Consider the following 16,804-nt stretch of genomic DNA (forward strand, 5'->3'; position numbering starts at 1 on the left):
CTTATTGAATCGTAATTGAAGAAACAGTTTGTGAAGTCGATTCATCATTGACATATTCAATCGTCACTGTATCACCCGCTTTGACAAAAGGCAACTGAGCATTTAATGAAATAGGTGCAATAAAGACTTGATTCGAATCTTGAAGCTGGAAATAATATTGTGAATTTCCATTAACAACAACTTCATGAATATCACTGACAACAGCTGTTAATTTTTCTGTATCATAATCAACATTTGTTTTACCATTATCTTTCAACAATGCATAATATTCTTTTTCTGCTTCGGCAACGCTATCACCAACTGAAACAATCTGATAATTTTCAACACTGACAAACGCATATTTTTTAACAAGACCTGCACTATCTTTTAAAGACATAAAATATGTTGGTTCTCCTCCAGCATTAATCAATATAGGGAATGTTGCCGTATATTTTAAATCTGTAACTTTTCCTTCAGCAGAAGACATTGCTGAAAATTCTTCTGCTCCACTAATCGCATAATATTTGGCTTCTTTCGTACGCATATTAATCAATGCAAATCCTACATTGGAAGCATCATTAGATACTGATGTTAAACCTGTATATAAATAAACATCATCATTTAAAGCTATATAATTATATCCGTCTGTTGGTTTTAAAACACCTTTTTGAGAGAAAATCGTATTAAAGAAACCGTGTGTATATTTTCCCCAGTTATTAAGCTGTTCTATTAACAATTCAGAAGGATAAACACGATCAATCCATGTTGGAACATCTTGAATATCATAATATTGACAGTCACCACTCACAGCATCAACTAACACTGCACCTGTGATATCTTTACCACCAAATAAACCAATTTTATAAGTATAAGTCGGTGCTACCCAATATGGATGTCCATCATCATCAATTTCAAATGAAGGTGTTTCAAACATTTTAGTTGGATAGTGAACACGTAAATGACGATCAATATTTCTAAAGAATAAATCAGAATGTGAGTATTTCATTCCTTCATCTAAACGAACAACTTCACTTTCCTGTGTCACCATATCTACGCGAATATAGGCAGGTAATCCCTCACGATGATTCGTAAACCATTTAATCAAATCACTATATGATAATGTTGTGACTCTATAAGGTTTATCCTGATAATTGATTTGAACATAATCATTATCAACTTCAAATTGTGAAACGTAATCGACAATTTCACCCATTTTACGATCTCCTAAACGTTCAGCACTCTCTTTATCAACAACAGGAATTGACTGATAATTCACTTTAGGATTATCTTTATAGAAATCAGCATTTTTATCAACATTTAATTGTTTTTGATAACTTGATGCAAAAAAGATAGGTGAACTGATTAATTGTCCAGCAAAGACATAAACTAACAATAACGCAATCACTACACTAAGTATCTTATTTACTTTATCAAATGAAGCCTGAAATAAACTTCTTAATGCTATAAAAATAACAAGCAGAATACTGAAAAAGAAAACAAAATCAGGTGATCTCAAATTAATAGGTATCAAAACAAAGTATTCAACAATCAAAAAAACAATCAAAACAATGACCAATGCCTTTATTGTCCCGCCTTTTTGGGGCTGACGTTGTTGAAAAAATTGACGTTGCCTATTTTCTGTCATTCTTGTAAAAAACTTTTCAAATATATTTTCCATTGATTTTCTCCTTTAATTTTTCAATAAGTTCTTCCAATTCATCTAATGATTGAAGAGTTGCTCCAGCAGCATAAGCATGTCCACCACCATGGAAAAGTGCTGCCACTTCATTAACAGGAATACCACGACTTCTGATACTCACACGATAGTTGTTGTCTTTTTTATTTTGAGTCACAGCCATCCATACAGCATACTCTTCAAAATTAGCTAACACATTAACATAAGAAGACCCTTGTTCTCGACTCATCTGTAATGCTTTTAAATTTTCGTCACTCAAATAATACCATGCTATATGATCATTTTCCTGATAATGATTATAAATAAATTTTGTAATTTCTAAATCCTGTTTTGTACGCATATAAAGCTTCTGATATAATTTTTCAATATCAATTCCCATATCCAATAGATAAGAAGCTGCTTCAAAAGTTTTTTGAGATGTCGAATGATATAAAAAGCGATTGCTATCTCCAATAATTCCTAAATACAAAGCATTGGCAGCTTCTAATGGGATTTGAGCTTTCCCGCGTTTCATTAATAAAGTCACAATTTCACTACATGAAGATGCTTCTTCATCTTCAATATTAATATCACCATATGAATCAACAACTATATGATGATCAATCTTTAGTATCTGATCACACACAGATATATCCCCATCAATACGTTCACGATTGGCTGTATCTAAAACAATTCCTAAAGTATAACCTTTTTTGATTTCACCCATTTCAAAAGAAGGATAATACTTTAATAAATCACTGTTCATTTCACCAGCTAAAACAATATTTTTTTGTGGATAGATTGATTTTAATGTCCAATACATTCCCAGTTGTGAACCAAATGCATCTAAATCAGGATTCACATGTCTATATATAATAACCTGATCAAACTCTTTTCTAATTCTTAATATTTTATCCATTTCTCATCACCTTTGTTTATCATAATACCATATTATCACATAAATATGAACTTATAAAAGATTTATTCTTCTATATCAAAATAACCATAATAAAAAAGAGTTGATCATTCAACTCTCTTATAGCCCTAATAATCTGACTGTATCTCTTGCAATCATAACTTCTTCATTTGTTGGAATAACCATAACTTTAATTTGTGAGAACTGATGAGAAATCACTCTATTTTCATCACTTCTCACAGCATTTAGTCTTTCATCCAAGAAGACACCAAAAGCTTTTGAAACATCATCAATAATCAAACGTCTTAAATAAGCTGCATTTTCACCTACACCAGCTGTAAAGGCAATCGCATCGCATCCACCAAGTTCAGCATAATAAGCTCCAATATATTTAGAAACAATTCTTGCATATAATAAACTTGTTAATAATGCTCTATCATCACCTTCTTTAAATAAAGCATTTTCAATATCACGAGAATCTGATGAAATTCCTGAAATACCAAGCATACCAGATTTCTTATTATAAATTTCTAAGACTTCATCTGGTGTTTTATTTAATTTCTTGCATAAATAAGGCATAATAGATGGATCAACATCTCCACAACGTGTTCCCATCATAACTCCTGCAAGTGGTGTGAATCCCATAGATGTATCAATACATTTTCCATTTAATACTGCTGAAATACTTGCACCATTACCTAAATGACAAACAATAACACGTGATTCAGTTGGATTTCCTAACATATCAATCACTTGTTCAGAAACATATTTATGGCTTGTTCCATGTGCTCCATAACGTCTCACTTTTAAATCTGTGTAATATTCTAATGGTAATGGATATAAATATCTTTCTTTATCTAAACTTTGATGAAAAGCTGTATCAAAAGTAAAGACATGCTGTACATTAGGTAATTCTGCTTTAAATGCACGATATCCAATTAGATGTGCTGGATTATGTAAAGGCGCTAATTCACAAAGTTCTTCAACCTTTGCGACAACATCATCATCAACAACAGCACTATCACTAAAATATTCTCCACCATGAACAATACGATGTCCAACAGCATCTATTTCTTTTAATTCTGTCACGACTCCTTCATCAACCAATGCTTTTAAAAGCATTTCTACAGCGACCTGATGATCAGGAATCGGACATGTCGTTGTCTTTTTTTCTCCATTATATTTTATTGTAAAAATACCATCATCCATCCCAATTCTTTCTACAATTCCTGATGTAATGACTGTTTCTTCAGGCATTTCAAATAATTGAAATTTTAAAGATGAACTTCCTGCATTGACTGCCATAATTTTTGTCATATTTTTATTCCTCCTACAATACATAACATATATTTATTGTACATAAATTGTAGAATAAACTCAACAAAAATTTGAAAGCGAATACACTTTTTATCAAAAATGAAAAAACCCTACTCATAATAAAGATTATGACTAGGATTTTTTATAATAGCTTAACGATTTTGAGATTGTCTACCTGCCATCTGATTTTGTCCCATTTCAACTAATCTCTTAGTGATTTCACCACCAACAGATCCGTTAGCACGAGATGTTGCATCAGGTCCAAGATTAACACCAAATTCATTAGCGATTTCGTATTTCATTTGATCAATTGCATTTTGAGCACCAGGAACAACTAATCTATTTTTTGAATTTTTTGAGTTCATTGCTTTCACCTCCTGACACAATTAGTTTGTGTCAAGGTGACAAAATTATTCATTTATTTTAAAAAAATTTTGTAAACTCTCTTTTTAAAAAGAATATGACTGACATCATACTCATTTTTATTAAATGTTCCTGTCAATTTAATATATTATATTTGATATTTTATGACAATTAACGAGATTGAAATATTATAAAATAATTTTACCAAATCATCAAGATATCTCAATTAAAACTTTTATTCATTCTCAATTAAAACTTTTATTCATTAGTAACTGCTAATCTTTTTTATAAAAATTAAATTTTCAATTTGATATACATCAATATGATTTCTACTCTCTAGCCACACACCATTTTCAATATAAACTTTATTATTACTAAAAGAAATATTTACAGTATTACTACTGATTGCAGATTTATTCGTCATAAAGAACATCATAGATAAGATAAGTGTTATTATACCTACCCCTGCAATTGATAAAAAGATTTGAATCAATTTAAGTAATAAATTCATTTTTTCACTTAATATCTCTATAACCACAAGAATAACAGGTATAAGAAAAATATCTATAATCACAAGTATATTAATCATTATACTTATAAATGGGTGAAAATATGTATGAATATCTAATTGACGATTGATGAAATATTGTACTAAAATCAAACTTACCGAGATAACATACCACCATGATATTCTTTGTTTCCATTTAGGTAGCAAATGAAATTGAGTCGATATATCTTTTAATAACTTTTGCATATAAGATTTCCTTTCAACATAGCAACCTGACTTGAATAATCGGTTATAAATTAACAAAACATCATATATATTCAAAATAAATAAAACTTTTTATATTTATAATCTTTGTGCTCCACGTTTATTTTTCATTTCAAAATATAATGATATAAGATTTTGATGATATGGAACGAATTTTTCTTGTTTCAAAAGATTTGTTATGTCTTCAAGATTTGCCCATTTCACATTTTGTACTTCTTCATCTTGTATAACTAAATTTTGAATATTGACAAGATAACGGATAAGATAAATATCATCAAGATTTTGATCAAAATGAATTATCAAAAAAGTCTTATATCTTTTAAAGATAATTGAATACCTAATTCTTCATAAACTTCTCTTTCAGCTGCCATATAACTCGTTTCATTCATCAATGCACTATCACCAGCACTCACATCCCATAATCCTGACCATGTTTTTCTTTTCTTAAATCTTTGTTGTATCAACATTTCATCTCGATCATTAAAAAAGGCAAATATGAACAGCAAGATGATAAAGATGAGAAGGAATCTTCTCGCTTCTCATCATCTTTTGATTTGTTTTTACTCGATCCTGCGTATACAAATCCCAAATTTCATCATTCATTAAAATAAATCCTCTACTTCTTTATAATGATCATCAATAACAATTGTTTCACATTGTTCAATGCATTCATTAATCATCGTTTGATAATCCCATGTTTCTTCCAATGCTTCAGCTTTATAGCTTTTTGGTTTTGTAGCAGGCTGCTTTGGTGTAAAAATTGTACAGCAGTCTTCATGTGGTCGAATAGAAATATCATATGTTCCAATTTTTTGAGCAATATCAATAATTTCTAATTTATCCATACAAGCAACTGGTCTAATAACTGGCATATGAATCACTTCATTAATAACAGACATACTTTCTAAAGTTTGAGAAGCCACTTGTCCAATGCTTTCACCATTCACTAATGCTAAACATTGATTTTGATGTGCCACTCCTTCAGCAATTCTATACATCATTCTACGCATAATTGTCATCGCATAACTTTCATCACAATGATCATATACAGCTAATTGTAAATCTGTAAAAGGAATGATATGTACAGTGATTTTTCCATGAGTATAATGTCTTAAAACATCAACAAGATCTAAAACTTTTTCCCTTGCCAATTCATTTGTATATGGCGGTGAAGCATAGTGAATACATTCAATATCAACACCACGTTTTAATGTTAAATATCCGGCAACTGGTGAATCAATCCCACCTGATAACATCAATAAAGCTTTTCCACCAATACCAACAGGATAACCACCAGCACCTTGAATCACATTATCCATAACATAGGTACATTCTTTACGCAATTCAACTTGTATTAATATTTCTGGATGATGAACATCTACTTTTAAGTCTTTTGATGTATGATGAAAAATATATCCAGCAATAGCTGTATTGATATCATGTGAGTGAAGTGGATAATCTTTATCATTACGCTTTGTTTTGATTTTAAAAGTATGCCCTTGATTTTTCTCTACAATCTGTAAACATACTTCTTTTATTTTTTCTAAATCACTTTCCACTTTATAACAAACTGAAAAAGAGTGAATGCCAAAGACTGTCTGTAACTTCTGACATACAGCCTCTGGATCTTCATTATTTAACATAATATATAAACGATCAAAAGACATTTCATATCTTAAATGTGAAAACTCTTTTAATATTTCCTTTGTATTCTGTGTTAATTTACGAATAAAAAGTTTACGATTTTTCCCTTTTGTTGTGAGTTCTCCAAATCTGACTAAAATATGACTACATTCCATTGACAATTACCTCTGTTTCTTAATAGTTTTTAAAGTTTTCTTTAAATAAAATAAAAATTCATCTAATTCATCTTGTGTCGTATGATGAGAAAAACTAATACGAATCGCACTTTTAGCAATATCTTCTCGAATTCCCATCGCCTGTAATGTTCTTGAAATATCATTTTTATGAGATGAACAGGTACTTTTGGTTGATACATAACATTCATACATTTCTAAAGCATGTAAAATCACTTCTGGTTTATACCCTACACATGAAAAATTGAGAATATATGGTGAAACATGCTCACTAGGTGTATTGATGACAATATCAGGTATCTGAGTGAGCTGTTCTCTTATATAATGATTCAAAGAAGTCACGTATTGATATTTCTGTTCTAAATTTTCTAGAGCTAATCTTAATGTTTTCGCAAACATTGTATGTGTAGCTGTATTAGATGTTCCTCCACGCAATTGATGTTCCTGCTGACCACCATTAATTAATGGAACTAATGACGTAGATGTTTTTTTATATAAAACACCACTTCCTTTTAATCCATAAATTTTATGTGCTGAAAAACTCGCTAAATCTACATGAGTGAGAACAATAGGCATCTTTCCTAAAGCCTGTACCATATCGACATGTAATTTTATTTTTGGATTGATCTTTTGAATCATCTGATAAACCTTTTCAATAGGAAAAACCATTCCCACTTCATTATTCACATACATCATCGTGATTAAAATTGTATCTGGTCTGATTGCTTCTTCCAGCTGTTTTAAATCAAGATTTCCTGAAACATCTACTGATATAAAATCAACTTCAAAACCAAAGACATCTCTTAATTGAATACATGACTGATAAACACTGGAATGTTCTACTGCAGTTGTAATGATATGTTTTCCTCTATTTTGATATTGAAAAGCACATCCTTTAATAGCTGCACTATTAGATTCACTGGCACCACTTGTAAAAATAATTTCTTCTGGTAAAACATGTAATAATTGCGCTGTTAATTCTCTTGATTTTTCCATTAAAGCACTTGTTTTTAATCCTAAAGAATATAACGAATCAGCATTAGCAAAATAATCATTTAATAATGACTGATACATATGATTCACTTCTTGGTTCAATGGTGTTGTTGATACATAATCTAAATAAATCATATCTTTCCTCCATAGTTCATTATATGTATATATACCATTTTTATTAAGAAAAAGCCACTAAAAAAGTCCAAATTAGGACTTTTCGCTTGTTTTTTGAATTAAATTTTCATATGAACCTGGCTGAATCTTTTCAATAATATCTACTGCAGTTGATAAAGCCTTTGTGTACTCACCATTTCTAAATAAGACTTCTGCCTTTGTTAATTCAGTATTCACCTCTAAAAAAGTAGAACGATAACGATTTCCAAAAACAATAGCTTCTTCAACCATTTCAGCTGTGACAATTAAGTTATGGACATTATCATATAATTTATAAATAATATCTCTTGCACTATCAACACGTTTAGATAATTCAGATAATTCCACTGGACGGTGCATACGATAGGCTTGAATCTGTGCTGCTTTATCGTATGAATCTTGAATATAATCTTTGTAAGATTCATTGATCATAGGTAAGTGTTTATTCTTAATTTCAGATTTGATTTCCAATAATACAATATTAATATTTTCTAACTCATCAATAGCACGCTGTTCCTGTAAATATAAATGATCACGAAATGCAAAGAATGAATTTAAGTCATCCTGATGAGTTAAAGCTGCATTTTTTATCTTTTCAACTTTATCAATCATTTGTAAGTAAGAAAAATCACCTGCATTCATTTCTTCTTCTAAATCATAAGATTCTCTTAAAATCTGATCAAAGTCCTTATATTTTTCTTGAATATCAACATAATCTTCATTAATCAAATATAAATTTTCAATACGATTTTGATCAATTAAAGCTTGTTTATACTGATCATAAATCTGGGTAATAACTGTATAAGATTCATCCCATTTTGTTTTAAAATCATCATATGATTGTTTTTCAACTTCTAAATCTTTAATAATAGCATCAATATCATCAACTAATTTCTGTAAGACTTCGCCAACATTTTCTAATTGTAATTGTTGAATATGTTGAGTTGTTGTTTCTATAGTGGATTGGATGGCCTGATAACGTGCAGATACATTTAACTTTTCTAACGCAAATTCTCCATTAGACATATCTTTAATCAAATTATCCAAATAATGAATCTTTTTAGGAATATACTGTCTGACAATAGCGATATAATCAGGTAACTCCTGTAATCGGGCATTTAACCAGTCTACTTTTTTATCAATATCCTGTGTTAAATTTTTAGCATCTTCAAACCTCTGATTATTCATCATATCTTCAAGCTTTACAAAAGAATCATCAAGATTATTAAAAATATTTTTAATGCCCTTAACAAAATCTTCCACTTTAAAACGGATTGTTTCATAGCGATCTATCAATTGTCGATACTTTTCTTTCACACGAATAATTTCAACTCTTTGAACATTCTCAATTTCAGTAATCTCTTCAATTTTTGCCAGTAAAGCTTGAGAATCATCTTCATAGATTTTCAGCATGCTTTCTAATTCTTTCATTTTAGAAGATATTTTTCTAAGTTTACCATAAAAAAGCTGTTCATCTACTTCATTAACCAATACACCTAATTGATTTTTCTGATAATCTGTAATACGTTCAAATTCCTGAGCGTATTCTTCATATTTTTCCAGAACCTCTGGCATATTTTTAGAAATACTGTGGACTCTTCCTAAACGATATTGTAATGGCAGTGATTTAATGCCATTCATGCGATTTTCCACATCCACAATTAATTTCCTATATTTTCTTAATCTCATTCCCCTATAAAATAAAAGTAGTATTACAAGCGCAACAATACCTATACCTATAAAAATGAGATTACGTATACCTATTTGTTCAATCAATCTCACAATATTATCCATCATTTAAAATTCCTCTCTTTTCCTAAGTTTTATTTTATCATAAATAGAAAGGTATTTCATCATCTTTTTCCAAAATCCTACATAGACAAGAGATATACTGCCATCAAAAGAAAAAAGTATTGAACAAAATAACTGTCCAATACTTTGATATTGATCATCTTATCCTAAACGGTTGTAGTATTCAACGATAAGTGATTCATTGATTTCTTGATTTAATTCTGATCTTTCAGGTAATCTGATGAATTTACCTTCCATTTTATCAGCATCAACTTCAACAAATCCTGGTACATGTGTTTGAGAAGCTAAAGCGTTTTTGATAATTTCTAATGAACGAGAACGTTCTTTAACAGAAATAACATCTCCAACTTTAACTTGACAAGAAGCGATATCAGTTTTAACTCCATTTAATAAAATATGTCCATGGTTAACTAACTGTCTTGCTTGTCTTCTTGTTGTTGCAAAACCTAATCTATAAACAATATTATCCAATCTAGATTCTAGTAAACAGAAGAAATTGTAACCAGTAACTCCTTCCATTTTTCCAGCTCTTTTGAATGTGTTATGGAATTGTTTTTCATTAACTCCATACATATGTCTTACTTTTTGTTTTTCAGCTAATTGTAATCCATATTCTGTTAATTTCTTTCTTTTTTGACCATGTTGACCAGGTGCATATGGTCTTCTTGCTAATTCTCTACCAGTTTCTAATGTTGAAAAACCTAAACGTCTAGATTTTTTCCATTGTGGTCCAGTATAACGTGACATTTTCTTTCCTCCTATTGTTTTATTTGGCATAAAACAATAACATGCATAGATCAGTTAGGGTGTGTTTGTACTAAGTATTTCTCTTTGCAGCAAGATACTCTACATCCCTTTGTCACAAACGCATGGGCTAACCCTCTATGTGCTGCTATCATTTATTGCACTAATACATTATAACAAGCTTTTTTATATTGTCAAATATTTTTTTCAATATCAACAGAATATCTATTTTATCTTTATTTTCCATCCTCAAATCACGTTTTTATAGTCTCCATTCAAAAACACAAACCATTACATTTCATATTCATCATACATATAAGCATGTTTTAAAAATTCATAATCATCAAATAAAGCACCATTTGCAGTATCTACATCAAATGCTTCAAAAATAAAGTCATCCAAATTCAAACCTAAATCTTGAATATGCTCAACGAAAGCTTGTCTATCATGATAATACATATCCAAAAGTGAATGTTCATCTTCCCAAATACCAAAGCCTTCTCCAGCCATAATTTCTATATCATGAAGAGTTTGTACATTTGGGTGTTGTTCAATATCTTGAATCTGAATATCAAATATATAATCATCACCAAAATCATACCATAACGAAAAAGTATCTCCCTTTTTCAAATCTAGTTCATCTAAGAAAACATCTGATGCATAATCATCTAACATTTCTTCATCACATTGATCACAACCAAATTTTCCCTGATCAGTTATAAATGTAAAAAGATGAGTACCCTCTGCCTGAAATATGGTTAATATATAATATGCCAATTCATCTAAAGGCATATGATAAGGGATACGTACCTGGCGATGAATATACTTTTCTAACTCTCTAACCACAATACGACATATAACTGTTTTCTTCATTTCAGGAATGGCTTCCATCATATGTTCTAAATATTCCTGTAAAACACCTTCAAACAATTCATCCTGAAATTGAAGCTGATTCAAACATAATGTCATGGCTAACATAATACCTTTCTTTAAAAAATAAGGACTTTCATCTCCTGCTACATCTTCAAATTGACGAATAATATCTTTTAATTCATCAGATCCATTTAAAATAATATCATCATAAATATGATCAACACATTCAAAAATATGATTTTCTAACATATTTTTACACCTCCTGATTTTATTTTACAATATTTCCAAAATATTTATAGAATAACATATGTTTTTGATCTATTTTCTTCACTTTTTCGTCATTTTTTTGCAAGAATATTATCAAATATAGTCATTTTTTCTTTTATCCTGTCGAATTTTATATGAAAATCTATCACGCAAAAATCCTTGAAATAGCTATCAGTCAAACCAATTTCATCATCTTGTGTATAAAAATATGTATTGAGCCATAAAAAAATATCGAACAAAATTCTTTATCTTGTTCGATACCTTCATGTTAATGAAAAAGAAATCTTTTCCATGACTTTGTATTCAATTGGTGCCTGAGGTCGGACTCGAACCGACATGACATAGGTCGCAGCATTTTGAGTGCTGTGCGTATACCAGTTTCGCCACTCAGGCAAATCAAATTGCTTATTTATTATATTACATATCTTTTTAAAAATCAATAAAAATCGCAATTTATTTCATGATCATTATATATACCAATAGCCTGCAAATAACTATATATAATTGTTGGACCTACAAAACAAAAACCATGTTTTTTTAAATCTTTAGAGATTTGTATAGACAGATCATCACTTGATGGAACATCCTGTGATGTCTGATAATGATGTTGAACCGGTTGAAAATCAACATAAGACCATATAAAAGAATCAAAACTTCCATATTGTTTTTGAATTTCAAGAAAAGCTTTGGCATTCGTTATAATTGCCTTCATTTTTAAACGGTTCTTGATCAATCCTTCTGTTTGCATTAACTCATCATATTTTTTTGAATCATATAAGGCAATGCGATGATAATCAAAATGATCAAGAGCCTTATCATATAATTCTTCTTTTTTTAAAATAATATCCCAGCTCAGTCCTGCCTGTAAACCTTCTAAAACTAACATTTTATATAATTGCGTTTCATCATGTTGAGGAATACCCCATATATGATCATGATAAGCGATTAAACGCTCATTATATGCCCATTGACACCTTTTCATACCATCACCGTTTCTTATTTTAACATATCTTTTCTAGTTTACATAGACATTTTTCACTTGTATAATAGCATTGGTGAACAAAATGAATGAATTATTTAAAAATGAAATGAAAACAATATTAAAAGATGAATATGATGATTTTATACAATCATTACAAAAGCCTCCTGTTAAAGCTTTTTATTTAAATCCTTTAAAAAAGGATTGTTTACATTATTTCAATCAGGATGCTATTTCTCCCCATCCAGTTGTACCAGATGGATATTATTTTGATTATGAAAAATACCCACTAGGAAAATCTCCTTTTTTCTCTTGTGGTTTGTATTATATTCAAGAACCAAGTGCCATGCTTGTTGCTCATTTTTTAGACATCCAAAAAGATGATTATGTATTAGATATGTGTGGTGCTCCAGGAGGAAAGAGCTGTGCAGTAGCTAGTCGATTAGGTCCTCAAGGTTTAATGATTACCAATGATATCAATACATTGCGAGCCAAAATTCTTTCTGAAAATATTGAAAGGTTTGGTTTAAAAAATACCATTGTAACCAATTGTGATCCTATTCAATTTACAAAAATTCTTCCTGAATTTTTTGATAAAATCATTTTAGATGCACCTTGTAGTGGTGAAGGAATGTTTAGAAAAGATGAACAAGCTATCACAACATGGTCTCCTGAAAAAGTACAGGAATGTGCCTATATTCAACGACAATTGATTGATCAGGCGATGCAATTATTAAAGCCTGGAGGGACACTGATTTATTCTACCTGTACATATAATACAAAAGAAAATGAAGAACAGATCAAATATATTCTTGAACGATATGATTGTTGTTTAAAGCCACTCAAAAGAAGTCATGGAATGGCTAATGGCATTGGACTAGATGGAGTTGTTCGTTTATATCCGCATCATTATCAGGGCGAGGGACATTTCATTGCCTGCATTCAAAAAAATGGTCAGTCTGTATCTAAAAAATACAAGCCTATGAAACCTCATATTTCTAAACAAAATCAAAAACTGGTTGATGAATTTTATCAGAAATATCTCAACATTCCTACTCCTGATTATCTTTATGACAATCATAATCATATTTATGCTCTCATGCCTCAATTCCCTGATTTACAAGGAATACGTGTTTTACGCAATGGACTTTATCTAGGGGAATGTAAGAAAAACAGATTTGAACCAAGTCTTGCTTTAGCTTTAACATTAACTCAAAAAGACGTCAAACAGTTTTATCGCTTTCATGAAAATGATGATGAAATCAAACAGTATTTGCATGGAGAAGCCATCCAGGGATCAAACCACAAAGGTTATGGTGTCATTTTTGTAGAAGATTATCCTCTTTCTTTTTATAAAGAAAGTCAAGGCTTAGCTAAAAACTTATATCCAAAGGGGTTAAGAAGATGAATCGTTATGAAACATTAAAAGACTATTTCTTTACACATATTGAAGAACAATGTCATGGTATTTATAAGCAAAAAGCTTTACTACACAGCATTCAAGTCTCTACTTTATGTCAGAAACTTGCCTTAGAACATCACTTAGATGTTGAACTTGCAGGCATCATTGGATTATTTCATGACTACATTCAATTCACTCAACATTCCTCATTCCAGCATGGTCTAAGATGTAGTGAATGGATCAGTAGTATTTTAAGTGAATTTCAGGATGATGAAAAAGCTATTATTCAACAAGCCATTGCTAGACATAGTGAAAAAGATAAAGTTGATGATGCATATAGTGAGATTCTTAAAGACGCTGATGTCTTAGCTCAATACTTTGCTGAAACAGATATTGTTTTATCAGACGAAGGAAAAAAAAGACTTAAAAAATATCTCCCAGAAAAAATCTAGGAGATATTTTTTATTTCAACATATTTTCTAAAGTTTCATAAGGAACAAATCCTAATTGACGATTGACAGCTTGTCCTTTTTTAAAAGTTATCAATGTTGGAATAGATTGTACACCAAATTGCATTGCAAGAGAAGGTTCCTGATCTACATCTACTTTCACAACTTTGACTTCAGGATGTTCCTGTGCCAATTTATCAATACTTGGAGCTAACATTTTGCATGGTCCACACCAGTTTGCAAAAAAATCTACAAAAACAACATCATTTTGAGCAATAACATTTTCAAATTCCTGACTGTTAACATGTAAAACTTCTGACATAAAATGCCCTCCTTTATTTTATTATAGTTTTCTTTTTTTGATTACATACAGAGTTTAACATAGACTTCTTATTTTTACAACGAATGTGCTTAAAAAGAAAAAGGTCTGACGACCTTAATCCATTTCAATAGCTCCTGTATACAATTGATAATATTTACCTTTTTGTTTCATCAATGTTTCATGGTTACCTCTTTCAATGATATGACCATGTTCAAGAACCATAATACAATCACTATTTTTAATTGTAGATAATCTATGAGCAATAACTAATGTTGTTCTTCCTTCCATTAATCCATCCATACCCTTTTGAACAAGAGTTTCTGTTCTTGTATCAATAGATGAAGTAGCTTCATCTAAGATTAAAGCAGGAGGATTCGCAACAGCAGCACGAGCAATCGCAATTAATTGTCGTTGCCCTTGAGAAAGATTCGCTCCATCTCCAGTTAACATTGTATCATAACCATCAGGTAGATGTTTGATAAAAGCATCTGCATTAGCAAGTTTAGCAGCTTCAATACATTCTTCATCAGTCGCATCTAAACGTCCATAGCGAATGTTATCCATAACAGTTCCTGTAAATAAGTGTGTATCTTGCAATACGACACCTAATGAGCGACGTAAATCATCTTTCTTAATTAATTTGATATCAATACCATCATAAGTAATCGTTCCACTTTGAATATCATAAAAACGATTAATTAAGTTTGTAATAGTTGTTTTACCGGCACCAGTTGCTCCAACAAAAGCAATTTTTTCACCAGGATTAGCAAATACATCAATATCATGTAAAACCATATGATCATCAAAATAACCAAAGTTGACATTTTCTAATTTCAAGTCACCTTTCATTTCAACCAATTCTACTTCACCGTTTGCTCTTGGATGACGCCATGCCCAATGTCCTGTACGTTTATCAGTTTCCACCATTTTCCCATCAACAAATTCTACACGACATAATGTCACGATACCTTCATCTACTTCTTTTTCCTGATCTAGCAATTCAAAAATACGTTTCGCTCCAGCTTGTGCCATAGCGATAGAATTGATTTGCATAGACACTTGTCCAATTGGGTTATTAAAACTTCTATTCAATGTCATAAATGCAACAAGTGTTCCAATTGTTAATGAAGAATCAAAACCAGATAATGCCAAAACAGCTCCAATCACCGCACATAAAATATATGACATATTTCCTGCCTGAATGGTAACTGGCATTAAAACATTGGCAAATTTATTAGCTTGATATGAACTTTGACGTAATTCTTCGTTAATATCTCTAAAACCTTCAATAGCTTTTTCTTCATGGTTAAACACTTTAACAACTTTTTGTCCAGAAATCATTTCTTCAATATAACCATTGACTTTTCCTAATGTTTCTTGTTGTTTAATAAAATATTTTGCTGAACGTCTTCCAATAGAACGTGAAATAAAGAGAATAATACAAACCATAATGACACTGATTAATGTTAAAGTCACATTTAACATTAACATTGATATAAGAACAGTCATAATTGTAATAGCACTTGAAGTAAACTGTGGAATAGATTGACTAATTAATTGTCTTAAAGTATCAATGTCATTTGTATAAACAGACATAATATCTCCGTGAGTTGTTCTATCAAAATAACGAATTGGTAATGATTCCATGTGTTCAAACATTTCTACACGTAAATCACGCAAGAAACCTTGTGTAACAGTAACCATAATACGGTTATAGGTATAAGCAAAAACAATTCCTGCCAAAAAGAAACAAGCCATAACAGAAAGAGCAGAAAACAATCCAGAAAAATCAGGAGAAGGCTGCCCTATTAAAGGCATAATATAATCATCAATTAATCTTTGTTGGAATACCTGGCCCTGTACACTACAAATGGCCTGTCCAATAATACATATTAAAACAATAACTATAGCCAAACCATAACGTTTAAAGACTTTCTTTAAAAGACGTGCTAAAACATTTTGTTTTTTCAT

Annotated in this window: 17 protein-coding genes and 1 tRNA gene; 2 read left to right on the forward strand and 16 right to left on the reverse strand. The window is 30.5% G+C overall.

The features are described from left to right. Position 1 precedes the first annotated feature (1 nt). From B5E87_RS00660 to B5E87_RS00720, 14 genes are all read right to left on the reverse strand, one after another. Positions 2 to 1,657, reverse strand: coding sequence for a hypothetical protein (locus B5E87_RS00660; protein WP_087242927.1), 1,656 nt, complete (start codon positions 1,655 to 1,657; stop codon positions 2 to 4). Beyond that, on the reverse strand, positions 1,641 to 2,573 hold the full coding sequence (locus tag B5E87_RS00665; RefSeq protein ID WP_087242928.1) for a DHH family phosphoesterase: 933 nt from the start codon (positions 2,571 to 2,573) through the stop codon (positions 1,641 to 1,643). The genes B5E87_RS00660 and B5E87_RS00665 overlap by 17 nt, the downstream gene beginning before the upstream one ends. Positions 2,574 to 2,690: 117 nt before the next feature. Then, complete coding sequence (locus B5E87_RS00670) at positions 2,691 to 3,887, reverse strand: acetate/propionate family kinase (protein ID WP_087242930.1); 1,197 nt, start codon at positions 3,885 to 3,887, stop codon at positions 2,691 to 2,693. Positions 3,888 to 4,039: 152 nt separating this feature from the next. Beyond that, a complete protein-coding gene (locus B5E87_RS00675) occupies positions 4,040 to 4,252 on the reverse strand; it encodes an alpha/beta-type small acid-soluble spore protein (protein ID WP_087242931.1) in 213 nt (70 codons plus the stop codon). Between the two features lie 263 nt (positions 4,253 to 4,515). Further along, positions 4,516 to 5,004, reverse strand: a complete 489-nt coding sequence (locus tag B5E87_RS00680; protein WP_087242932.1) for a hypothetical protein — start codon at positions 5,002 to 5,004, stop codon at positions 4,516 to 4,518. A gap of 96 nt (positions 5,005 to 5,100) precedes the next feature. Further along, a complete protein-coding gene (locus B5E87_RS15350; RefSeq protein WP_241147094.1) occupies positions 5,101 to 5,325 on the reverse strand; it encodes an NUDIX hydrolase in 225 nt (74 codons plus the stop codon). After that, entirely contained in the window at positions 5,322 to 5,489 is a 168-nt protein-coding gene (locus B5E87_RS15355) for an NUDIX domain-containing protein (protein ID WP_241147095.1), read from the reverse strand. Before B5E87_RS15355 ends, B5E87_RS15350 begins: the two co-directional genes overlap by 4 nt. 135 nt (positions 5,490 to 5,624) lie before the next feature. Beyond that, on the reverse strand, positions 5,625 to 6,821 hold the full coding sequence (thiI, locus tag B5E87_RS00690; RefSeq protein ID WP_087242934.1) for a tRNA uracil 4-sulfurtransferase ThiI: 1,197 nt from the start codon (positions 6,819 to 6,821) through the stop codon (positions 5,625 to 5,627). A gap of 6 nt (positions 6,822 to 6,827) precedes the next feature. Continuing rightward, positions 6,828 to 7,967: a cysteine desulfurase family protein gene (locus B5E87_RS00695; protein WP_087242936.1), complete on the reverse strand. Its 1,140-nt coding sequence runs from the start codon at positions 7,965 to 7,967 to the stop codon at positions 6,828 to 6,830. 72 nt (positions 7,968 to 8,039) lie between these two features. Beyond that, positions 8,040 to 9,782 carry a septation ring formation regulator EzrA gene (locus B5E87_RS00700; protein ID WP_241147096.1) on the reverse strand — a complete coding sequence of 581 codons (1,743 nt, stop codon included), beginning with the start codon at positions 9,780 to 9,782 and terminating at the stop codon, positions 8,040 to 8,042. Positions 9,783 to 9,938: 156 nt separating this feature from the next. Next, positions 9,939 to 10,544, reverse strand: a complete 606-nt coding sequence (gene rpsD, locus B5E87_RS00705) for a 30S ribosomal protein S4 (RefSeq protein WP_087242940.1) — start codon at positions 10,542 to 10,544, stop codon at positions 9,939 to 9,941. Between the two features lie 288 nt (positions 10,545 to 10,832). Further along, positions 10,833 to 11,663, reverse strand: a complete 831-nt coding sequence (locus B5E87_RS00710; RefSeq protein WP_087242942.1) for an IS1096 element passenger TnpR family protein — start codon at positions 11,661 to 11,663, stop codon at positions 10,833 to 10,835. Positions 11,664 to 11,989: 326 nt separating this feature from the next. Beyond that, positions 11,990 to 12,074: transfer RNA gene (locus B5E87_RS00715), tRNA-Leu, on the reverse strand. A 43-nt stretch (positions 12,075 to 12,117) separates the two neighbouring features. Then, positions 12,118 to 12,663 (reverse strand): DNA-3-methyladenine glycosylase I, encoded by a 546-nt coding sequence (locus B5E87_RS00720; protein ID WP_087242944.1) that lies wholly within the window; start codon positions 12,661 to 12,663, stop codon positions 12,118 to 12,120. Between the two features lie 82 nt (positions 12,664 to 12,745). On the opposite strand from B5E87_RS00720, the gene B5E87_RS00725 reads away from it, so the two are divergent. Next, complete coding sequence (locus B5E87_RS00725) at positions 12,746 to 14,068, forward strand: RsmF rRNA methyltransferase first C-terminal domain-containing protein (RefSeq protein WP_087242947.1); 1,323 nt, start codon at positions 12,746 to 12,748, stop codon at positions 14,066 to 14,068. Continuing rightward, the gene (locus B5E87_RS00730) at positions 14,065 to 14,514 is read left to right on the forward strand and encodes an HD domain-containing protein (RefSeq protein WP_087242950.1); all 450 of its coding nucleotides are present in this window, start codon (positions 14,065 to 14,067) and stop codon (positions 14,512 to 14,514) included. Before B5E87_RS00725 ends, B5E87_RS00730 begins: the two co-directional genes overlap by 4 nt. A 10-nt stretch (positions 14,515 to 14,524) precedes the next feature. On the opposite strand, the gene trxA is transcribed toward B5E87_RS00730, so the two are convergent. Both trxA and B5E87_RS00740 read right to left on the reverse strand, forming a co-directional pair. After that, positions 14,525 to 14,833 carry a thioredoxin gene (gene trxA, locus B5E87_RS00735; RefSeq protein ID WP_087242953.1) on the reverse strand — a complete coding sequence of 103 codons (309 nt, stop codon included), beginning with the start codon at positions 14,831 to 14,833 and terminating at the stop codon, positions 14,525 to 14,527. Positions 14,834 to 14,947: 114 nt separating this feature from the next. Continuing rightward, the gene (locus B5E87_RS00740) at positions 14,948 to 16,804 is read right to left on the reverse strand and encodes an ABC transporter ATP-binding protein (protein WP_087242955.1); all 1,857 of its coding nucleotides are present in this window, start codon (positions 16,802 to 16,804) and stop codon (positions 14,948 to 14,950) included.

Origin of the sequence: Massilimicrobiota sp. An142 (assembly GCF_002160725.1) — a bacterium.
Taxonomy (GTDB): domain Bacteria; phylum Bacillota_I; class Bacilli_A; order Erysipelotrichales; family Coprobacillaceae; genus Allocoprobacillus; species Allocoprobacillus merdigallinarum.

Coding starts and splice junctions, on each gene's coding strand:
- B5E87_RS00660 (WP_087242927.1), bottom strand. CDS start 1,657: ATGGAAAATATATTTGAAAAGTTTTTTACAAGAATGACAGAAAATAGG.
- B5E87_RS00665 (WP_087242928.1), bottom strand. CDS start 2,573: ATGGATAAAATATTAAGAATTAGAAAAGAGTTTGATCAGGTTATTATA.
- B5E87_RS00670 (WP_087242930.1), bottom strand. CDS start 3,887: ATGACAAAAATTATGGCAGTCAATGCAGGAAGTTCATCTTTAAAATTT.
- B5E87_RS00675 (WP_087242931.1), bottom strand. CDS start 4,252: ATGAACTCAAAAAATTCAAAAAATAGATTAGTTGTTCCTGGTGCTCAA.
- B5E87_RS00680 (WP_087242932.1), bottom strand. CDS start 5,004: ATGCAAAAGTTATTAAAAGATATATCGACTCAATTTCATTTGCTACCT.
- B5E87_RS15355 (WP_241147095.1), bottom strand. CDS start 5,489: ATGTTGATACAACAAAGATTTAAGAAAAGAAAAACATGGTCAGGATTA.
- thiI (WP_087242934.1), bottom strand. CDS start 6,821: ATGGAATGTAGTCATATTTTAGTCAGATTTGGAGAACTCACAACAAAA.
- B5E87_RS00695 (WP_087242936.1), bottom strand. CDS start 7,967: ATGATTTATTTAGATTATGTATCAACAACACCATTGAACCAAGAAGTG.
- B5E87_RS00700 (WP_241147096.1), bottom strand. CDS start 9,782: ATGATGGATAATATTGTGAGATTGATTGAACAAATAGGTATACGTAAT.
- rpsD (WP_087242940.1), bottom strand. CDS start 10,544: ATGTCACGTTATACTGGACCACAATGGAAAAAATCTAGACGTTTAGGT.
- B5E87_RS00710 (WP_087242942.1), bottom strand. CDS start 11,663: ATGTTAGAAAATCATATTTTTGAATGTGTTGATCATATTTATGATGAT.
- B5E87_RS00720 (WP_087242944.1), bottom strand. CDS start 12,663: ATGAAAAGGTGTCAATGGGCATATAATGAGCGTTTAATCGCTTATCAT.
- B5E87_RS00725 (WP_087242947.1), top strand. CDS start 12,746: ATGAATGAATTATTTAAAAATGAAATGAAAACAATATTAAAAGATGAA.
- B5E87_RS00730 (WP_087242950.1), top strand. CDS start 14,065: ATGAATCGTTATGAAACATTAAAAGACTATTTCTTTACACATATTGAA.
- trxA (WP_087242953.1), bottom strand. CDS start 14,833: ATGTCAGAAGTTTTACATGTTAACAGTCAGGAATTTGAAAATGTTATT.
- B5E87_RS00740 (WP_087242955.1), bottom strand. CDS start 16,804: ATGAAAAAACAAAATGTTTTAGCACGTCTTTTAAAGAAAGTCTTTAAA.